The 18,312-nt window shown below is 61.7% G+C and carries 20 protein-coding genes; 12 read left to right on the forward strand and 8 right to left on the reverse strand.

Annotated elements, in window-relative coordinates; translation table 11 throughout:
• Positions 1-385: 385 nt before the first annotated feature.
• Both hemH and HX873_RS18125 read right to left on the reverse strand, forming a co-directional pair.
• A complete protein-coding gene (gene hemH / locus HX873_RS18120) occupies positions 386-1,411 on the reverse strand; it encodes a ferrochelatase (protein WP_003208438.1) in 1,026 nt (341 codons plus the stop codon).
• 14 nt (positions 1,412-1,425) lie between these two features.
• Positions 1,426-2,325 (reverse strand): TIGR01777 family oxidoreductase, encoded by a 900-nt coding sequence (locus tag HX873_RS18125; protein WP_177123005.1) that lies wholly within the window; start codon positions 2,323-2,325, stop codon positions 1,426-1,428.
• A gap of 209 nt (positions 2,326-2,534) precedes the next feature.
• On the opposite strand from HX873_RS18125, the gene HX873_RS18130 reads away from it, so the two are divergent.
• The 12 genes from HX873_RS18130 (at position 2,535) to HX873_RS18185 (ending at position 12,539) form a co-directional block, all read left to right on the forward strand.
• The gene (locus HX873_RS18130; protein WP_003208434.1) at positions 2,535-3,521 is read left to right on the forward strand and encodes an NAD(P)/FAD-dependent oxidoreductase; all 987 of its coding nucleotides are present in this window, start codon (positions 2,535-2,537) and stop codon (positions 3,519-3,521) included.
• The gene (locus HX873_RS18135) at positions 3,518-3,733 is read left to right on the forward strand and encodes a TIGR02450 family Trp-rich protein (RefSeq protein WP_003208432.1); all 216 of its coding nucleotides are present in this window, start codon (positions 3,518-3,520) and stop codon (positions 3,731-3,733) included. The genes HX873_RS18130 and HX873_RS18135 overlap by 4 nt, the downstream gene beginning before the upstream one ends.
• A gap of 112 nt (positions 3,734-3,845) precedes the next feature.
• Positions 3,846-4,817 carry a DUF523 and DUF1722 domain-containing protein gene (locus HX873_RS18140; RefSeq protein ID WP_256349641.1) on the forward strand — a complete coding sequence of 324 codons (972 nt, stop codon included), beginning with the start codon at positions 3,846-3,848 and terminating at the stop codon, positions 4,815-4,817.
• A 3-nt stretch (positions 4,818-4,820) separates the two neighbouring features.
• A complete protein-coding gene (locus HX873_RS18145; RefSeq protein ID WP_087693763.1) occupies positions 4,821-5,750 on the forward strand; it encodes a MerR family transcriptional regulator in 930 nt (309 codons plus the stop codon).
• Positions 5,751-7,196: a deoxyribodipyrimidine photo-lyase gene (gene phrB / locus HX873_RS18150; RefSeq protein WP_087693764.1), complete on the forward strand. Its 1,446-nt coding sequence runs from the start codon at positions 5,751-5,753 to the stop codon at positions 7,194-7,196.
• Complete coding sequence (locus HX873_RS18155; protein WP_008432282.1) at positions 7,189-7,611, forward strand: nuclear transport factor 2 family protein; 423 nt, start codon at positions 7,189-7,191, stop codon at positions 7,609-7,611. The genes phrB and HX873_RS18155 overlap by 8 nt, the downstream gene beginning before the upstream one ends.
• The gene (locus HX873_RS18160) at positions 7,608-8,390 is read left to right on the forward strand and encodes an SDR family oxidoreductase (RefSeq protein WP_008432280.1); all 783 of its coding nucleotides are present in this window, start codon (positions 7,608-7,610) and stop codon (positions 8,388-8,390) included. Before HX873_RS18155 ends, HX873_RS18160 begins: the two co-directional genes overlap by 4 nt.
• Positions 8,387-9,634, forward strand: coding sequence for an FAD-dependent oxidoreductase (locus HX873_RS18165; RefSeq protein ID WP_177123006.1), 1,248 nt, complete (start codon positions 8,387-8,389; stop codon positions 9,632-9,634). The genes HX873_RS18160 and HX873_RS18165 overlap by 4 nt, the downstream gene beginning before the upstream one ends.
• Positions 9,631-10,437 (forward strand): DUF1365 domain-containing protein, encoded by an 807-nt coding sequence (locus HX873_RS18170; RefSeq protein WP_087693766.1) that lies wholly within the window; start codon positions 9,631-9,633, stop codon positions 10,435-10,437. Before HX873_RS18165 ends, HX873_RS18170 begins: the two co-directional genes overlap by 4 nt.
• Complete coding sequence (locus HX873_RS18175; RefSeq protein WP_003208420.1) at positions 10,424-11,695, forward strand: cyclopropane-fatty-acyl-phospholipid synthase family protein; 1,272 nt, start codon at positions 10,424-10,426, stop codon at positions 11,693-11,695. The genes HX873_RS18170 and HX873_RS18175 overlap by 14 nt, the downstream gene beginning before the upstream one ends.
• Positions 11,688-12,179: a DUF2878 domain-containing protein gene (locus HX873_RS18180; RefSeq protein WP_008432274.1), complete on the forward strand. Its 492-nt coding sequence runs from the start codon at positions 11,688-11,690 to the stop codon at positions 12,177-12,179. Before HX873_RS18175 ends, HX873_RS18180 begins: the two co-directional genes overlap by 8 nt.
• 54 nt (positions 12,180-12,233) lie before the next feature.
• Complete coding sequence (locus HX873_RS18185; protein WP_003208416.1) at positions 12,234-12,539, forward strand: YkgJ family cysteine cluster protein; 306 nt, start codon at positions 12,234-12,236, stop codon at positions 12,537-12,539.
• Between the two features lie 137 nt (positions 12,540-12,676).
• Here the strand turns inward: HX873_RS18185 and HX873_RS18190 are convergent, their stop codons facing one another.
• From HX873_RS18190 to hemA, 6 genes are all read right to left on the reverse strand, one after another.
• On the reverse strand, positions 12,677-13,195 hold the full coding sequence (locus HX873_RS18190; RefSeq protein ID WP_003208415.1) for an acyloxyacyl hydrolase: 519 nt from the start codon (positions 13,193-13,195) through the stop codon (positions 12,677-12,679).
• A 112-nt stretch (positions 13,196-13,307) separates the two neighbouring features.
• On the reverse strand, positions 13,308-14,102 hold the full coding sequence (gene murI, locus HX873_RS18195; RefSeq protein WP_003208413.1) for a glutamate racemase: 795 nt from the start codon (positions 14,100-14,102) through the stop codon (positions 13,308-13,310).
• Positions 14,095-14,850 (reverse strand): molybdopterin-synthase adenylyltransferase MoeB, encoded by a 756-nt coding sequence (locus HX873_RS18200; protein ID WP_177051819.1) that lies wholly within the window; start codon positions 14,848-14,850, stop codon positions 14,095-14,097. Before HX873_RS18200 ends, murI begins: the two co-directional genes overlap by 8 nt.
• Positions 14,847-15,674, reverse strand: coding sequence for a peptide chain release factor N(5)-glutamine methyltransferase (gene prmC / locus HX873_RS18205; protein WP_087693770.1), 828 nt, complete (start codon positions 15,672-15,674; stop codon positions 14,847-14,849). The genes HX873_RS18200 and prmC overlap by 4 nt, the downstream gene beginning before the upstream one ends.
• A complete protein-coding gene (gene prfA, locus HX873_RS18210; RefSeq protein ID WP_003208405.1) occupies positions 15,675-16,757 on the reverse strand; it encodes a peptide chain release factor 1 in 1,083 nt (360 codons plus the stop codon).
• Positions 16,754-18,043, reverse strand: a complete 1,290-nt coding sequence (gene hemA / locus HX873_RS18215) for a glutamyl-tRNA reductase (RefSeq protein WP_008432265.1) — start codon at positions 18,041-18,043, stop codon at positions 16,754-16,756. The genes prfA and hemA overlap by 4 nt, the downstream gene beginning before the upstream one ends.
• Positions 18,044-18,312 lie beyond the last annotated feature (269 nt).

Raw genomic sequence — 18,312 nt, forward strand, 5'->3', positions numbered from 1 at the left:
CAGTTCCCTGACCTTTCTGGGCGAGCCGCATCACGAGTAACCCCGCAAATCCAAAGTGGGCACAGTCAATGTGGGAGCGGGCTTGCTCGCGAAAGCGGTGTGTCAGTCGCCATCTTCATTAACTGACCCACCGCCTTCGCGAGCAAGCCCGCTCCCACATTTAGTCCTCACTCGGCTTGATTACAGTGCAACCGGCGCTCTTTCCAGTTCCCTGAGCTTTCCAGGGCGAGCCGCATCACGAGTAACCCCGCAAATCCAAAGTGGGCACAGTCAATGTGGGAGCGGGCTTGCTCGCGAAGGCGGTGTGTCAGTCGCCATCTTCATTCACTGACCCACCGCCTTCGCGAGCAAGCCCGCTCCCACACTCAGGCCTCACCCGGCTTGACTACAGCGCGACCGGCGCTCTTTCACACAGGGTATTGAGCGCCGCCGCCCACTGCGGGTCATCGTTCAGGCACGGCACCAACACCAACTCCTCGCCCCCCGCCTCGCGGAATTGCTCCAGGCCGCGATCACCAATTTCCTCCAGTGTCTCGATGCAGTCCGCAACAAACGCCGGGCACATCACCAGCAGCTTCTTCACGCCCTGTTGAGCCAACGCTTCAAGGCGTGCCTCGGTGTACGGTTCGATCCACTTGGCCCGGCCCAGCCGCGACTGGAACGCCACCGACCATTTGCCATCCGGCAAGCCAAGGCGCTCGGCAAAATCCCGCGCAACGCTGAAACACTGCGCGCGATAGCACGTGGCAAGCACCTCGGGAGAGGCGTTCTGGCAGCAGTTGGCGTCCTTGAAGCAGTGTTGCCCGGTAGGGTCGAGCTTTTTCAGGTGGCGCTCGGGCAACCCATGAAAGCTCAGCAGGAGGTGATCGAAATCCTCTTCCACATAGGCTCTGGCGCTGTTGGCCAAGGCGTCCAGGTACTCCGGTTCATCGTAGAACGGCTGCAGAATCGAAAACTCGATCGCCAGCTTTTTGTGCCGCACCACGCGCCGGGCCTCTTCGATTACCGTGGTCACGGTGCTGTCGGCAAACTGCGGGTACAACGGCGCCAGGGTCACTTTCTTGATGCCTTGGGACGCCAGCCGGGTCAGTACGCTTTCAATCGACGGCTCGCCATAGCGCATGGCCAACTCCACCGGCCCCTGGGTCCACTGTGCAGTCATCTGTTGTTGCAAGCGACGGCTAAGAACTACCAGCGGCGAGCCTTCGTCCCACCAGATCGAGGCGTAGGCATGGGCCGATTGCTCCGGGCGCTTGATCAGGATCAGCGACACCAGCAAACGCCGAACCGGCCATGGCAGGTCAATGACGTAAGGGTCCATCAGGAACTGATTGAGGTAGCTGCGCACATCCGCCACCGAAGTGGACGCCGGTGAACCCAGGTTGACCAGTAACAACGCGTGATCCGTCATGCAACATCCTATCTCTAGAGGCGGCTGGACAAGTCGTCCAGGGCCGCATGCAACTCAGTGAACTGGAAAGTGAAACCGGCCGCCAACAGCCGCTGCGGCAAAGCCCGCTGGCCACCCAGCAACAAACCGGACAACTCGCCCAGGCCGATACGCAAGGCAAACGCCGGCATGGGCATGAACGCCGGGCGGTGCAGCACCTTGCCCAGGGTCTTGGCGAACTCCAGGTTGCGTACCGGGTGTGGCGCGCAGGCATTATAAGGACCGCTGGCATCGGTCTTGTGCAGAAGAAAATCAATCAGGGCGATTTGATCCTTTATATGGACCCATGGCATCCACTGCCGACCATTGCCGATAGGCCCGCCCAGCGCCAGTTTGAACGGCAGCAACAGCCGCGACAAAAAGCCGCCCTCCGCCGCCAGCACCAGCCCGGTACGCACCAGCACCACGCGGATGCCCAATGCCTCGGCACGCTGGGCGGTTTCTTCCCAGGCAATGGATAACTGGCTGCCGAAATCGTCCTGCACCGGGCCGCTGTCTTCGGTCAGCTCGCGCTCACCACCGTCGCCGTACCAGCCCACCGCGGAACCGGAGATCAACACCGCCGGTTTGTGTTCAAGGCCCTCAAGCCAGGCCAGCAGCGTTTCGGTGAGGCCGATACGGCTGCTCCACAACAGCGCCTTGCGTTTATGCGTCCAGGGCCGGTCGGCAATCGGCGCGCCGGCCAGATTGACCACCGCGTCCACCGCCTCGTTTATGTCTTGCAGGCGGGCGACGCCACTCACCTGGGCGCCGCACAATTTAGCCACTTGTTCGGGATGGCGGCTCCAGACCGTGAGGCGATGGCCCTGGGCAAGCCAGTATTGGCAAAGTTGACGGCCGATCAAACCGGTACCGCCGGTCAGCAAAATGTGCATGAGTTGTTCCTCGTGTAACGTTCGCCGACCACCGTTAGTCTATTTTATAAACAGGGATGTTTTAATCGGGCGCAACGCTGGTTAAACCTTCAGGTTTAACCATAGGTCACGCCAAACGATCAGGTACGCCAAAACTTATACCAAAAAACAATATTGTACAGCTATTGGTGTCGGCGTAGTCTGTACCCAACGGTAAAACGAGGCCTCCCATGACTGTTCCCATCGCGATCATTGGCACCGGCATCGCCGGTCTCTCCGCCGCCCGAGCGTTGAAAGACGCGGGGCACGTTGTACAACTCTTCGATAAAAGCCGCGGCAGTGGCGGTCGCATGTCCAGCAAGCGCAGCGATGCGGGCTCGCTGGACATGGGCGCACAGTACTTCACCGCCCGCGACCGGCGCTTCGTCAACGAGGTGCAACGCTGGCAGGCCAATGGTTGCGCCGAGCAATGGAAGCCACAGCTGTACAACTTCAAGTCCGGCCAACTGACGCCCTCCCCCGATGAACAGATCCGCTGGGTCGGCACGCCGCGCATGAGCGCGATCACCCGCGCCCTGCTCGATGACTTGCCGGTGCAGTTCGGTTGCCGCATCACCGAGGTGTTCCAGGGTAAACATCACTGGAACCTGCTGGACGCCGACGGCGAAAGCCACGGCCCGTTCAGCCACGTGATCATCGCCACCCCAGCGCCCCAGGCCACTGCCTTGCTGGCCGCTGCGCCCAAGCTGGCGAGTGTCGCCGCCGGGGTCAAGATGGACCCGACCTGGGCCATTGCCCTGGCCTTCGACAAGCCGCTGGATACGCCCATGGAAGGCTGCTTCGTCCAGGACAGCCCGCTGGACTGGCTGGCGCGCAACCGCAGCAAACCGGGGCGCGACACCACCCTCGACACCTGGGTTTTGCACGCCACCAGCACCTGGAGCAAGCAACACCTGGACCTGTCCAAGGAAGCCGTGATCGAACACCTGCACGGCGCCTTCGCCGAACTGCTGCACAGCGCCATGCCGGCGCCTTCCTTCACCCTCGCCCACCGCTGGCTGTACGCGCGGCCGTCCACCAGCCATGAATTTGGCGTGCTGGCCGACGCCGACCTGGGCCTGTATGTATGTGGCGACTGGTGCCTGTCAGGCCGCGTGGAAGGTGCGTGGCTCAGCGGCCAGGAGGCGGCGCGGCGGTTGATCGAGCACCTGCGATGAACCGCATCAATCCCGCCAAGTTGCTGCTGTCGAAGTGGACAGCAGCCCGCCCGCAGCACAAGGAAAAACATTTTCTGGTGACCAAACTGCTGCGTGATGACGAAGGCGATGTGCAGGAAATCGAGCTGGAAGCCGTGATGAGCCATCGCGTGCAGCGCCTGGCCTGGCAAACCCTGCAAAACGCCGAAGACTGGAAAATCGGCTGGAAATAGCCATTCCGCAAATACCTGTACAAATTATTTGACTTGTACAGCTTCAAACCTATGATGAGATTAAGTTGTACAGGAATTTAACTCTGTACAGGAATTTCATCGAGGTTTGGCCATGTCCAGCACCCTGCCCGCCACCGGCAAACCGAAAATCGCCATCAGCGCCTGCCTGTTGGGCGAGAAAGTGCGCTTCAACGGCGGGCATAAACAATCCCAGCTGTGTAGCCAGACCCTGGCCGATTATTTCGACTTCGTGCCGCTGTGCCCTGAAGTCGCCATTGGCCTGGGCATCCCCCGCGAACCGATTCGCCTGGTGGGCGACCCGCTCAATCCACAGGCCGTTGGCACCGTAAACCGCGAACTTAACGTGACCCAGCCGCTGGACGATTACGGCCAGCAAATGGCTGCTGAACACACCGACCTCTGCGGTTACATCTTCATGCAGAAATCCCCGTCCTGCGGCCTGGAACGGGTCAAGGTCTATCAGGACAACGGCATGCCCATCGACGGCGGCGGGCGCGGCATCTACGCCCAGGCGTTTTGTGCACGCCACCCCAATCTGCCGGTGGAAGAAGACGGTCGGCTGAATGACCCGGTGCTGCGGGAAAACTTCCTGACCCGGGTGTTCGTCTACGCCACCTGGCAGCAACTGCTCGCCGAAGGCTTGACCCGTCACCGCCTGCTGGAATTTCACTCGCGCTACAAATACCTGCTGATGGCCCACAGCCCGGTGCATTACAAAAGCCTCGGCAACCTGCTGGGCAGCATGCCCAGGGACGTCGACCTCGACGCCTTGGCCGCCGGTTACTTCAGCGAACTGATGAGCGCCCTGACCCAGTGCGCCACACGCGGCACCCACACCAACGTGCTGCAACACATCAGCGGCTACCTCAAGCAAGCCATCAGCGCCGAAGACAAACAGGAAATGCAGACCATCATCAGCCAATACCGCCAGGGCATCGTGCCGCTGGTGGTACCGCTGACGCTGCTCAAGCACCACTTTCGCCAGCATCCGGACCGCTATATCGCGCAGCAGGCCTACCTGCAACCGCACCCGGAAAACCTCAGCCTGCGTAATGCGATTTAACCTATGACTTTTCCCCTGCAAGAACCTGGCGAAGACATCGCCGAGGCCATCGACCAAGGCTGGCTGCCGATCCGCGAAGTGGCGCGCCAGACCGGCGTCAACGCCGTGACCTTGCGCGCCTGGGAGCGCCGCTACGGCCTGATCGTGCCCCAGCGCACGCCCAAGGGGCACCGCCTGTTCAGTGCCGAGCACGTGCAACGCATCCATACCATCCTGACCTGGCTCAACCGCGGTGTGCCGGTCAGCCAGGTCAAGAGCCTGATCGACACCGCGCAAGCCACCAGCGAGCCGCCGGTGGAAAACGAATGGCACAACCGCCGCCAGCACCTGGTGCAGGCCATCAGCGAACTGGCCGAGCGCCGGGTGGATGATGCCTTCAACCAGGCCATGGCGCTGTACCCGCCGCGCACCTTGTGCGAGCAACTGTTATTGCCGTTGCTCAAGGAGCTCGAACTGCGCTGGCAAGGCCAGTTCGGCGCGCAGATGGAACGGGTATTTTTCTATTCCTGGCTGCGCAGCAAATTCGGTGCGCGGATGTATCACAACAACCGCCAGCTCAACGGCGCCCCCCTGCTGCTGATCAACCATTCCGACCTGCCGCTGGAGCCGCACCTGTGGCTCACCGCCTGGCTCGCCAGCAGCGCCGATTGCCCGGTGGAAGTTTTCGACTGGCCATTGCCGGTGGGCGAACTGGCCCTGGCCGTCGAGCATCTGCAACCCCGTGCGGTACTGCTGTATTCGAGCAAGGCACTCCATACCTCGGTGCTGGGCAAACTGTTGAGCGGCTTCAGTTGCCCAAAACTGATAACCGGACCAACGGTATGCATCCACCAGGCGGAGCTGTCCGTATTAACCCAAGAGATTCCTGAATTGCTCCTGGCCGAAGACCCGTTGTCGGCCCATCAGGTACTGATCCAGCGTGGACTTATTTAAATGCACTTGATCTGGCTGCGCACCGACCTGCGCCTACATGACAACACCGCCCTCGCCGCCGCCGCACAGCGTGGCCCGACAGCGGCCGTCTACCTGATCAGCCCCGGGCAATGGCTGGCCCACGATGACGCGCCGTGCAAGGTCGATTTCTGGCTGCGCAACCTGCAGCGCTTGAGCTCGGCACTGGGCGAGTTGAACATTCCGTTATTGATCCGCCATGCCGACACTTGGGATCAAGCACCTGAAGTTTTGGCAGGCCTGTGCCAGGAACTGTCGGTGGAGTCGGTACACGTCAATGACGAATACGGCATCCACGAAGAGCGCCGCGACGCCGCCGTGGCCAAGGCCCTCGAAGCTCAAGGCATCACGTTCCACACCTATCTGGACCAGTTGTTTTTCCAGCCCGGCAGCGTGCTGACCAAGACCGGCACCTACTTCCAGGTGTTCAGCCAGTTCCGCAAGGTCTGCTACAGCCGCCTGCATGGCGCCTTGCCGCGTTTGGTCGCCACGCCCAAGGCGCAGGCGCCGCTCAAACTCAAAAGCGACGAGGTTCCGGATCACGTCGAGGGCTTCGCTACCCCGAGCGAAGCCTTGCGCGCCCTGTGGCCTGCCGGCGCAGCCGAAGCCCGGCGCCGTCTCGACCAGTTTGCCGACGCACAAATCAGCTACTACAAGGACGAACGCGACTTCCCGGCCAAGCCCGGTACCAGCCAGCTTTCGGCCTACCTTGCAGCAGGCGTGGTTTCACCGCGCCAGTGCCTGCATGCCGCGCTGCAAAGCAACCAGGGTGAATTCGAAAGCGGCGACATCGGCGCGATTACCTGGATCAACGAGCTGCTGTGGCGCGAGTTCTACAAACATATTCTGGTGGGCTACCCACGGGTCTCGCGCCACCGCGCATTCCGTCCAGAGACCGAAGCCGTGGCCTGGCGCAACAGCCCGGAAGACTTGAAAGCGTGGCAGGAAGCACGCACCGGCCTGCCGATCATCGACGCCGCCATGCGCCAGCTGCTGGAAACCGGCTGGATGCACAATCGCCTGCGCATGGTGGTGGCGATGTTCCTGACCAAAAACCTGCTGATCGACTGGCGCGAAGGCGAGCGCTTTTTCATGCGTCACCTGATCGACGGCGACCTGGCAGCCAACAACGGTGGCTGGCAGTGGAGCTCGTCCACCGGCACCGACTCGGCCCCGTACTTCCGGATTTTCAGCCCCTTGAGCCAATCGGAAAAATTCGACGGCGAAGGTGTGTTTATCAAGCACTGGCTGCCACAGTTGTCGGCGCTGAACAAAAAGGAAGTGCACAACCCCGACGCCGTGGGCGGCCTGTTTGGTGTGGCCGACTATCCTCGTCCTATCGTCGATTTGAAAAAATCCCGCGAGCGCGCCCTCGCCGCTTTCCGCAGCCTGCCTTCACGCCAGGCGGTCGGAGGTGCTTATGAGTGATTTCCTGCGCCGCTTCGCCCAGGTGTTCGCCAGCGTGGACAAGCACAACCTGCACCTGCTCGACGGCCTGTACAGCCAGGACATCAGTTTCACCGACCCACTGCACGAGGTGCACGGGCTGCCGGCGTTGCACCGCTACTTCGCCGAGCTGTACGACAACGTTACCCAATTGCGCTTTGACTTCCATGGCTTTGATCAAGTGGCGGAAGGCGAAGGCTACCTGCGCTGGACAATGAGCTTCTGCCACCCGCGCCTGGCCAAGGGCGAAGTGATTCGTGTGGAAGGCTGCTCGCACCTGCTGTGGCGCGACAAGGTGTATCGCCACCGGGATTATTTTGACGCTGGACAGTTGCTGTATGAACACGTGCCGGTCCTTGGCGGTGTGGTCAGCTGGCTGAAAAGGAGAATGGGATGAGCCTTAACCTTCCACGTCGTTACTGGTTGACCGGTGCCAGCAGTGGCATCGGGGCCGAACTGGCGAAGACGCTGCTCGAAAGCGGTGCCCATGTGGCCCTCAGTTCCCGCTCCAAGGCGCCCCTTGAACAGCTTGCCCAGCAATATCCCGGGCAAGTACTGGTGGTGGCCGGCGACCTGACCAACAGCCAGACCGTACGCGAGATCGGTGAACACATCGCGGTGGCCTGGGGTTCGCTGGATACGGTGATCCTGAATGCCGGCACCTGCGAATACGTGGATGCAAGGCAATTCGACGCCTCGATCATCGAGCACGTGGTGCGCACCAACCTGCTGGCCAGCAGTTACTGCATCGAGGCCGCGCTGCCGCTGTTGCGCGCCGGTCATACACCGCACCTGGTCGGTGTGGCCAGTGCGGTGACCTACCTGCCGATGCCCAGGGCGGAAGCCTATGGTGCGTCGAAGGCCGGCCTGCGTTACCTGTTCGAGTCCCTGCGTATCGACCTGTCGCCTGAAGGGATCGACGTCACCGTGGTCAGCCCGGGGTTTGTCGACACGCCGCTGACCGCCCGCAATGATTTCCCGATGCCCCTGAGCTGGCCGGCAGACAAGGCCGCGCGACATATCTTCGCCAAGCTGCAAAACCGTCCATTGGAAATTGCCTTCCCTGCCCTGTTTATTGCCGCCTTGTGGCCACTGTCGAAACTGCCGAACCGCGTCCAGTTGATCATTGGCAAACGCATGCTGCGCAGCCCGCCGCCGAGAAAGGACGACCTGTGAAGATCGCCATTATCGGCAGCGGCATTGCCGGGCTGACCAGCGCCTACCTGCTCAGTCGCCGCCACGACATCACCCTGTTCGAAGCGGGCGACCGCATCGGCGGGCACACTCACACGGTGAATGTCACAGTGGAAGGCAAAAGCCATGCGGTGGACACCGGCTTTATCGTGTTCAACGACTGGACCTATCCCAACTTCATCAAGCTGCTGGGGCAAATTGGCGTGACGTACAAACCCACCGAGATGAGCTTTTCGGTGTGCGACCCGAACGCCGGGTTCGAGTACAACGGCAACAACCTCAACAGCCTGTTTGCCCAGCGCCGGAATATTCTGTCGCCGGGGTTCTGGGGCATGTTGCGCGATATCCTGCGCTTCAACCGCCAGGCGCCCCTGGACCTGCAAGAGCAACGCATCAGCGCCGAGATGACCCTGGGCGAGTACCTGCAAGCGGGCGGCTACGGCCAGCGATTTATCCAGCACTACATCGTGCCGATGGGCGCGGCGATCTGGTCGATGTCCCTGGCTGACATGCTCGGGTTTCCCCTGCAATTCTTCGTGCGGTTCTTCAAGAACCATGGCTTGTTGTCGGTGAGCAACCGGCCGCAGTGGTGCGTGATCGAAGGCGGTTCCAGCCGCTATATCGAACCGCTGACCCAGTCCTTCCGCGAAAATATCCGCCTCAATTGCCCGGTCACCCGGGTTGAGCGCTCAGCCATCGGCGCAGTTATCCACAGCGCCGCCGGCAGCGAGGCATTCGACAAGGTGGTGTTCGCCTGCCACAGCGACCAGGCCCTGGGGTTGCTGGGGGATGCGAGCCTGGCCGAGCAACAGATCCTTGGCGCCCTGCCCTACGCCGACAATGACGTCGTCCTGCACACCGATACCCGTCTGCTGCCCGAGCGCAAACTGGCCTGGGCCAGCTGGAATTACCGCCTGGATGGCCGCGCGCAAAAACAGGCGGCGGTGACCTACGACATGAACATCCTGCAAGGCATCGACAGCACCACCACCTTTTGCGTGAGCCTCAATCAAAAGGCGCTGATCAACCCGCTCAAAGTCCTCGCCCGCTACACCTACGCCCACCCGCAATACAGCCTGGCCGCTGTGGCCGCCCAAGCGCGCTGGGAAGAATTGCACGGCACGCAGCACACCTATTATTGCGGCGCCTACTGGGCCAACGGTTTCCACGAAGACGGCGTGGTCAGCGCATTGCGCGTGGCCAAGGCGTTCGGGGAAATCCTGTGAACAGCGCCCTGTACAGCGGCTGGATCGCCCATCGGCGGTTTACGCCAAAGGGCCATGCCTTTCGGTACCGGATCGGCCTGCTGTACCTGGACCTCAGCGAACAGGACGAAGTGTTCGGCTTGTCGCCATTGGCGGGTGAGCGCTGGGCGCCGTTCGCGTTTCGCCAGCAGGATTACCTGCGTGAATTGACCCGTCACGGCATGAGTTTGACCGATGCCGTGCGCCAAGAAGTCGGCAAGGCCCTGGGGCGCATCCCCTCGGGCGTTATCTGCCTGCTGACCCAGGCCCGCAGTTGGGGCCTGGCCTTTAACCCGGTGAGTTTCTTCTACTGCTTCGAGGCCGACGGAACGCTGGCCGCGATCCTTTGTGAAGTGACCAACACCCCGTGGCGCGAGCGCTATCACTACGTGCTGCCGGCCCAGGCGCTGCCTGCCGGTGAGCATCAGCACTTCGCCGTGGCCAAGGCGTTTCATGTGTCGCCGTTCTTGCCCCGGGACCTGGAATACCGCATGAGCTTCAGCCCGCCCGCCGCCAGGCTCGGCGTGCACATGGCCGACTGGCAGGGCGAACTGAAAGTCTTTGACGCCACCTTGAGCCTGCAACGCGAAGCCCTGAACCGCGCCAGCCTGCACCGCTACCTGTGGCGCTTCCCGTGGATGACCGCCAAGACCTGCCTGGCCATTTATTGGCAGGCCTTGCGCCTCTTGCTTAAACGCACGCCGATTTTTTCCCATCACGCCGCCGAAGGCGCTTCTCGCACCGCAGTCGGTTACACCAAGGATCGCCGCCATGAAATCCCCTAGCTTATCGGTCAAATCCAACCGCTTGAACGTCAACGGCATGACCGCCGCGCTGCTGCGCAAAGCCGTGCTGCGCCAGCTCGGCCAACTGCGCCACGGCCAGTTGGTGGTGATCGAGGACGGCGAACGGCAAGTCTTCGGCGCACGGGAAGCGCACCTGCTGGGGGAGATCCAGATCCTCGATTCAGCCGTGTGGGGGCTGGTGGCGGCCAACGGCTCCATCGGCGCCGGCGAGGCATTTATCCATGGTTACTGGAGCAGCCCGGACCTGACCGCCGTGGTACGGGTGATGGTCAGCAACCTCGACGTGCTGGATGCGCTGGAAGGTGGCCTGGCGAAACTCGCGCGGCCCTTCACCCAGGGCCTGCACTGGCTCAACCGCAACACGCGCAAGGGCTCGCAGAAAAACATCGCCGCCCACTACGACCTGGGCAACGACCTGTTCGAGGAATTCCTCGACCCGACCATGATGTATTCGGCCGCGCAGTTCCTCACCGCCGATGACACACTGGAACAGGCACAACTGAACAAACTGGAACGCATCTGCCAGAAGCTCGCGCTGAAACCGTCCGACCACCTGCTGGAAATCGGCACCGGCTGGGGCAGCATGGCGATTTATGCCGCGCAGCAGTACGGCTGCAAGGTCACCACCACGACCCTGTCCAAAGAGCAGTTTGCCTACACTGAAAAACGCATCGAGGCCCTGGGTTTGCAGAATCAGGTGACGTTGCTGCTGGAGGACTACCGCGACCTGACCGGGCAGTACGACAAGCTGGTGTCGATCGAGATGATCGAAGCCGTGGGCCACCGCTTCCTGCCGACCTATTTCAAACAGTGCGCGCAGTTGCTCAAGAGCAACGGCCTGATGTTGCTGCAAGCCATCACCATTCGCGAGCAGCGCTACGAACAAGCCAAGAGCAGCGTGGATTTTATCCAGCGCTATATCTTCCCCGGCGGCGCCCTGCCCTGTGTACAGAAGATGCTGGAGGTCGTCAGCCGCGACACTGACATGAACCTGCTGCACATGGAGGACTTCGGCCTGCACTACGCGCGAACCCTGCGCATGTGGCATGAGAACTTTCGCCGCGCCCACAGCCGCCTGACGGAAATGGGCTACGACGAATACTTCCTGCGGCTGTGGGAGTTTTACCTGTGCTACTGCGAAGGCGGCTTTATGGAGCGCACCATCGGCACCGCGCAGATGCTGCTGGCCAAGCCGGCGGCGCTGACCCAGCCACTGCTCGGGCGCTTTGATGCTTAAACCACTGGCAAATGCCGTGCTGTTCCAGTGCGGCTGGTTTGCCTGTGTGCTGGGCGGCGACAGTCTGTGGCTGTTGGTGGGGTTGGCGGTGCTGGTAATCCATCTGCTGTGGATAAGTTCGTGGTCAGCGGAAGGCCAGGTGATTCTTGCCGTCACCTTGTTGGGCACCGTGATCGACACCGTGCTACGAGCATTCGGCGTGTTTCATTTCAGCCTGCCCGGACCGTTGGCACCATGGTGGCTGATCCTGTTGTGGGCATTGCTGGCGACCACGCTGCGCCATTGCCTGGCCTGGAGCGCGCAGCCCTGGTGGCGTGCGAGTTTGTTGGGGGCGGTGGGTGGGCCGCTGTCCTATTACGCGGGCAGCCAACTGGCGGGGGTGAGTTTCGGCTATGGCACCGTGCCGACCGTCATCGGCCTGGCGTTACTCTGGGGGATGATTTTTCCGTTGTTGCATTGGGTCGCCAGGCAGTTGGCGCATTGACGTCCGTCAGGCCTTTCACACACCTATGAGCCGCTTGCCTTACACTGCGCGCCTATGACCAACATCCCCCATACCCAAATCGCCGAACCTGCCGTCACCTGCTCCACCTGCGCCGCGTGCTGCTGCCAGCTGGAAGTCATGCTGATCACCGACACCGGCGTGCCCGATCGCTTTATCGATACCGACGATTGGGGCGGCGAAGTCATGCTGCGCCTGGATGACGGCTGGTGCGCGGCGCTGGACCGCGACACGATGATGTGCACGATTTACGAGAAGCGGCCGCTGATCTGCCGGGAATTCGAGATGGGCGCGCCGGAGTGCATCGATGAGCGCCAGGGGATTGCGACGGTGTATCGCTGATTTCGGAACCAATGAGTAGCCAATGTGGGAGCGGGCTTGCTCGCGAAAGCGGTGTGTCAGTCAACTGATTCGTGGCTGATATACCGCTTTCGCGAGCAAGCCCGCTCCCACAATGGTTTTGCAGTGTGCTTAAAAAACTACAACGGCAGCGTGTAGTGCAGCGAATAACTCTCTACACCATCGTTATTGCTGCTGATCCCGGCATTGGAGTAATGGGTGGCCCGAATCCCCACTTCACTGCCACCGACAAAGCGCAAGCCAAAGCCCAGCCGGTCTTCAAACTGGAAAGCCTGGCCGATATTGTTGTCTTCTACCCGCGTGCGGGAGAACACGGCCACACCCACGCCGGCCTCGATGTACGGCTTCACCCTCTCCCCGGCAAACTCATACACAAACACGGGTGAGAACGACAGGCTGCTGACGCTGGCCCGCTTGTCACCGTCCCAGTAGGTGTAGGCGCCGCTCCAGTACCCGGTCACGCGCCCCGTATCGGTCTGCCACCAGCTTTTATCCCAGTCCGAGGTCAGCCCCAACCGATAGGTCATGGTCGAATCGCTCGTACTTCCCACCCCAAGTTCCAGGCCTGCCGCCTGTGCGGAAAAAGAGTGCCCCAACATTGCGGCCGCAATCGCAGCCAAACAGAACAAGCGCTTCATAGAGAAACATCCCTTCCGAACGAAGTTGTATGATTTTGTACCGGCTAACTTGCTATAGAAGCTGCCGTATAGCCAGAAGTTCAGCGGATAAAGGCGTTATTTCACGTTTTTTTCACACGCCAAAACTACGCACAACTCCGGGAGATTTCCATAGGGTCGGTAGGATATTTCTTAGATGCTGCGGATCGCCGCTGGTCCAGAACTGTACAGGCGGCGGATTGCCAGTGGCCAGCAGTTCGCGATCACTCAAAAGACGTTGCAATTGACGCGCTACTGCCGCCCCGGTGTCGATCAAAATGATCGTCGGCGGGAGCATCTCGGCGAGCAGGGGCTTGAGGAACGGGTAGTGGGTGCAGCCAAGGATGATGGTGTCGCAACCGGCCGCAATCAGCGGCTCCACGTAGCCTTGCAACAGCAGGCGCAGGGCCGGGCTGTCCAGGTCGCCGGTTTCGATCAGCTCCACCAGGCCCGGGCAGGGTTGGGTGATCACCCGCACATCGGTGGCGAAGCGGTCAAGCAAGGCGGCGAACTTGGCGCTTTGCAGGGTGCCGGTGGTCGCCAGCACGCCGACGACGCCACTGCGGGTCGCGGCAGCCGCGGGTTTGACTGCCGGTTCCATGCCCACCAATGGCCAGTCGGGATAGTCCTGGCGCAAATCGGCAACCGCCGCAACGGTCGCCGTGTTGCAGGCAATCACAAACGCTTTGGCGCCCTTCTCACGGAAGAACGCCGCCACCTGTCGCGAACGATCGAGGATGAACGCCGGGGTTTTCTCGCCGTAGGGGATATTCCCGCCATCCGCCACGTACAGCAGCGACTCATGGGGCAGCAGACGCTGGATTTCGTCCAGCACCGACAGGCCGCCGACACCGGAGTCGAACACACCAATCGGCGCATCCTTAACCATGTTGGCTACCGCAGACGATGCAACCGGGGTCACGCTTGACCCGCAGCTCGCGAAAACGCGTGGTCAGGGCGTCGATCAACAAAAGCCGCCCCACCAACGGCTCGCCGAAACCGGCCAGTAACTTCAAGGCTTCCAGGGCCTGCAGGCTGCCGACCAGGCCCACCAACGGGCCGATGACGCCGGCTTCGCTGCAGGTCAGTTCGGCGTCGCTGCCGTGCCCGTATAAACAGTGGTAGCAGGGGCTTTCGGCGCGACGAGGGTCGAACACCGACAGCTGGCCTTCGAGGCGAATCGCCGCACCGCTCACCAAAGGCTTGCCGGCAGCGACACACGCAGCGTTGACCGCTTCGCGGGTGGAGAAGTTGTCGCTGCAATCCAGTACCACATCGACCACCGCAACGGCGGCCGCGAGGGAATCCTCATCCAGCGCGCTGCGATGGGCAACCAGCTGTATGTCAGGATTGATCGCGCTCAGGCGGCGAATCGCCGAGTCGACCTTGCTCAGGCCGACGCTGTCGGTGTCGTGAATGATCTGGCGTTGCAGGTTGGTCAGGTCGACAGTGTCGAAATCCGCCAAATGCAGCTCACCCACCCCCGCCGCCGCCAGGTACAGCGCCACCGGCGAACCGAGGCCACCCAGGCCGACGATCAGCGCGCGGCTGTTTTTCAGGCGCAACTGGCCTTCGATGTCGACATGCTGCAACAGAATCTGCCGGCTATAGCGCAACAGCTCCTGGTCGTTCATCACGGGCGGCGCCCCAACGTGATGCGTTCGTGGCCGCCCAGGTCGATGCGGCTGTGGACTTCTTCAAAGCCTTCCCCCTGCAGCAGGTCGCGCACGGCGGGCGCCTGGTCGTAACCGTGTTCCAGCAGCAACCAACCCGCGGCGTCGAGGTGCGCAGGCGCCTGGGCGATGATCAGCCGCAGGTCGTCCAGGCCGTCATGCCCGGATACCAGCGCGCTGGCCGGTTCAAAGCGCACGTCACCGGCCACCAGGTGCGGGTCGGTGTCGGCTATATAAGGTGGGTTGCTGATGATCAGGTTGTAAGTGTGGCCTTCGAGGGCACTGAACCAATGGCTGTTCAGCACCGTGGCGTTGTTCAGGTGCAGGCGCTGGCGGTTGCGTTCGGCCAGGGCCACAGCTTCCAGCACGCGGTCGACCGCCGTCACTTGCCAGGCCGGGCGTTCGCTGGCCAGGGCCAGGGCAATCGCGCCGCTGCCGGTGCCCAGGTCCAGGACCTTGGCCGGTGTGGCAGGCAGCAATTCCAGGGCGGCTTCCACCAGCATCTCGGTTTCCGGACGCGGGATCAGCGTGTGCGGTGCCACTTCCAGGTCGAGCTTCCAGAAGCCTTGCTGGCCGAGGATGTAGGCCACGGGCTCGCCGGCACGACGGCGTTGCAGGTAGTCGGCAAAGGTCAGCGCGTGTTCACTGCTGACGATTTTTTCCGGCCAGGTGTGCAGGTAGCTGCGGGACTTGCCCAAGGCGGCGGCCAGCAACAATTCCACGTCCAGGCGCGCAGTCGGCGAGTCCGGCAGGTCGGCGGCGCGTAACAAACTGGCAATAATGGTCATTTATTCACCTATCGCCGCAAGCTGGTCGGCCTGGTATTCGGCCAACAACGGCTCGATTACCGCATCGACGCCACCGGCGAGGATTTCGTCCAGGGAGTACAGCGTCAGGTTGACGCGGTGGTCGGTGACCCGGCCCTGGGCAAAGTTGTAGGTACGAATGCGCTCGGAACGGTCGCCCGAGCCCACCAGCAACTTACGTTCGCTGGCAATCGCATTGGCGGCGGCGCTGGTCTGCTGGTCATTCAGCTTGGCCGACAGCCAGGACATGGCCCGCGCACGGTTCTTGTGCTGGGAACGTTCTTCCTGGCACTCCACCACGATGCCCGAAGGCAAGTGAGTGATACGGATCGCCGAGTCGGTCTTGTTGACGTGCTGGCCACCGGCGCCCGATGAGCGGTAGGTGTCGACCCGCAGGTCTGCCGGGTTGATCTCGATGGCTTCCTGCTCGTCGGGCTCGGGCAACACGGCCACGGTGCACGCCGAGGTGTGGATACGGCCCTGGGATTCCGTGGCCGGCACCCGCTGCACGCGGTGCACGCCGGATTCGAACTTCAGTTTGCCGTAGACATTCTCGCCCTCAACCCGGGCGATGACTTCTTTATAGCCGCCGTGTTCGCCTTCGTTCTCGGACAAAATCTCCACACGCCAGCCGCGACGCTCGGCATAGCGCGAATACATGCGGAACAGGTCGCCGGAGAAAATCGCCGCTTCGTCACCGCCGGTGCCGGCGCGGATTTCAAGGAATACGTTGCGCCCGTCGTTCGGGTCCTTGGGCAACAGCATGCGTTGCAGGTCGCCTTCCAGTTCGATCAGCTTGTCCTTGGCCTCTCGCACTTCTTCAACGGCCATTTCGCGCATGTCCGGGTCGCTGTCCTTGAGCAGCGCCTGGGCGCCTTCGAGGTCAGCCTGAACCTTGAGCAACTGTTTATAGGTGCCCACGATCGGCTCAACTTCCGCGTACTCCTTGGAATAGGTGCGGAACTTGGTCTGATCGGAGATGACCTCGCCATCGCCGAGCAAGGCGGTCAGTTCTTCGAAACGGTCCTGAAGGACGTCCAGTTTATTGAGCAGTGACGCTTTCATTGCGGTTTTTTATCCGAAGAGCTTTCTGTCGCGCCCTCACCGAGGGCAAAGAGTTCCTGAGCCATGGCCAGCGCATCGAGGCGGCCTTCGGCGGTAAGCTTTTTCAACTGGACACTGGGAGCATGCAGCAATTTGTTGGTCAGGCCGCGCGCCAGTTGCATCAGCACGTCTTCGGCGCTGCTGCCGTTGGCGAGCATACGCTGGGCCTTGATCAATTCCTCGTCCCGCAGGCGTTCGCCTTGCTGACGGTAGGCCTTGAGCACGTCCACTGCCGCCAGTTCACGCAGGCGCACCATGAAATCGTCGGCACCGGTGCTGACCATTTCCTCGGCAGCCTGGGCAGCGCCCTGGCGACTCTTGAGGTTTTCGGCGACCACTTCGTGCAGGTCGTCGACGCTATAGAGGTAAACGTCGTCCAACTCGCCGACTTCAGGCTCGATGTCCCGGGGAACGGCGATATCCACCATGAAGATCGGCTTGTGCTTGCGCAGTTTCAGGGCGCTTTCCACCGCGCCCTTGCCGAGGATCGGCAACTGGCTGGCAGTAGAGCTGATGACGATGTCGCTGCGCACCAGCTCGGCCGGGATGTCGGAAAGCAACACCGCGTGGGCACCGAACTGCTCGGCCAGGATGCTGGCGCGTTCCAGGGTACGGTTGGCGACGACGATGCGCTTTACGCCCAGCTCGTGCAGGTGGCGGGCGACCAGGGTGATGGTCTCGCCGGCGCCGATCAGCAGGGCCTGGCTGCGCTGCAAGTCACTGAAAATCTGTTTGGCCAGGCTGACGGCGGCAAACGCCACGGACACCGGGTTTTCACCGATGGCGGTGTCGGTGCGCACCTGCTTGGCGGAGTTGAAGGTGGCCTGGAACAGGCGCCCCAGCAGCGGGCCGATGGTGCCGGCCTCGCGGGCCACGGCGTAGGCGGACTTCATCTGGCCGAGAATCTGCGGCTCGCCCAACACCAGCGAATCCAGCCCGGAGGCGACTCGCATCATGTGACGAACTGCCGCATCCTCTTCGTGCACATATGAGCTTTGGCGCAGCTCATCGAGGCTCAAATGGTGGTAATCGGCCAGCCAGCGCAGCACCACATCCGCTGAAAGATGTTCCTGCTCTATATAGAGCTCGCTGCGATTACAGGTCGAAAGGATCGCAGCTTCGCGACTGTCGGTGAGCCGGCAGAGCTGCTGCAAGGCCTCAACCAACTGCTCGGGAGTAAAAGCCACGCGCTCGCGGACGTCTACAGAAGCAGTCTTGTGGTTAATACCGAGTGCAAGGAAGGCCATTCAATATCGCTGATGATGTCGGGAAGCCGACAATTGTCCTACTTCGAATGATTCAGAACAACCACCGTAGGCTATTGTCCTATTAGCTTACGCCTATAAAGGCCATCTGTAGGAGCGAGCTTGCTCGCGATGGTCGTTAACGATAACGCTGGCTTACGGGATAAAACGCGTTGTCCTCTGGTTCTTCGCGAGCAAGCTCGCTCCTACACGGTTATGTTTGGCCGAAGGCTTGTGTCATGATGATCCGACCGCAGGTTAGTCGTCCTCTT

This window comes from Pseudomonas sp. P7758 (genome assembly GCF_013386485.1).
Lineage (GTDB): Bacteria > Pseudomonadota > Gammaproteobacteria > Pseudomonadales > Pseudomonadaceae > Aquipseudomonas.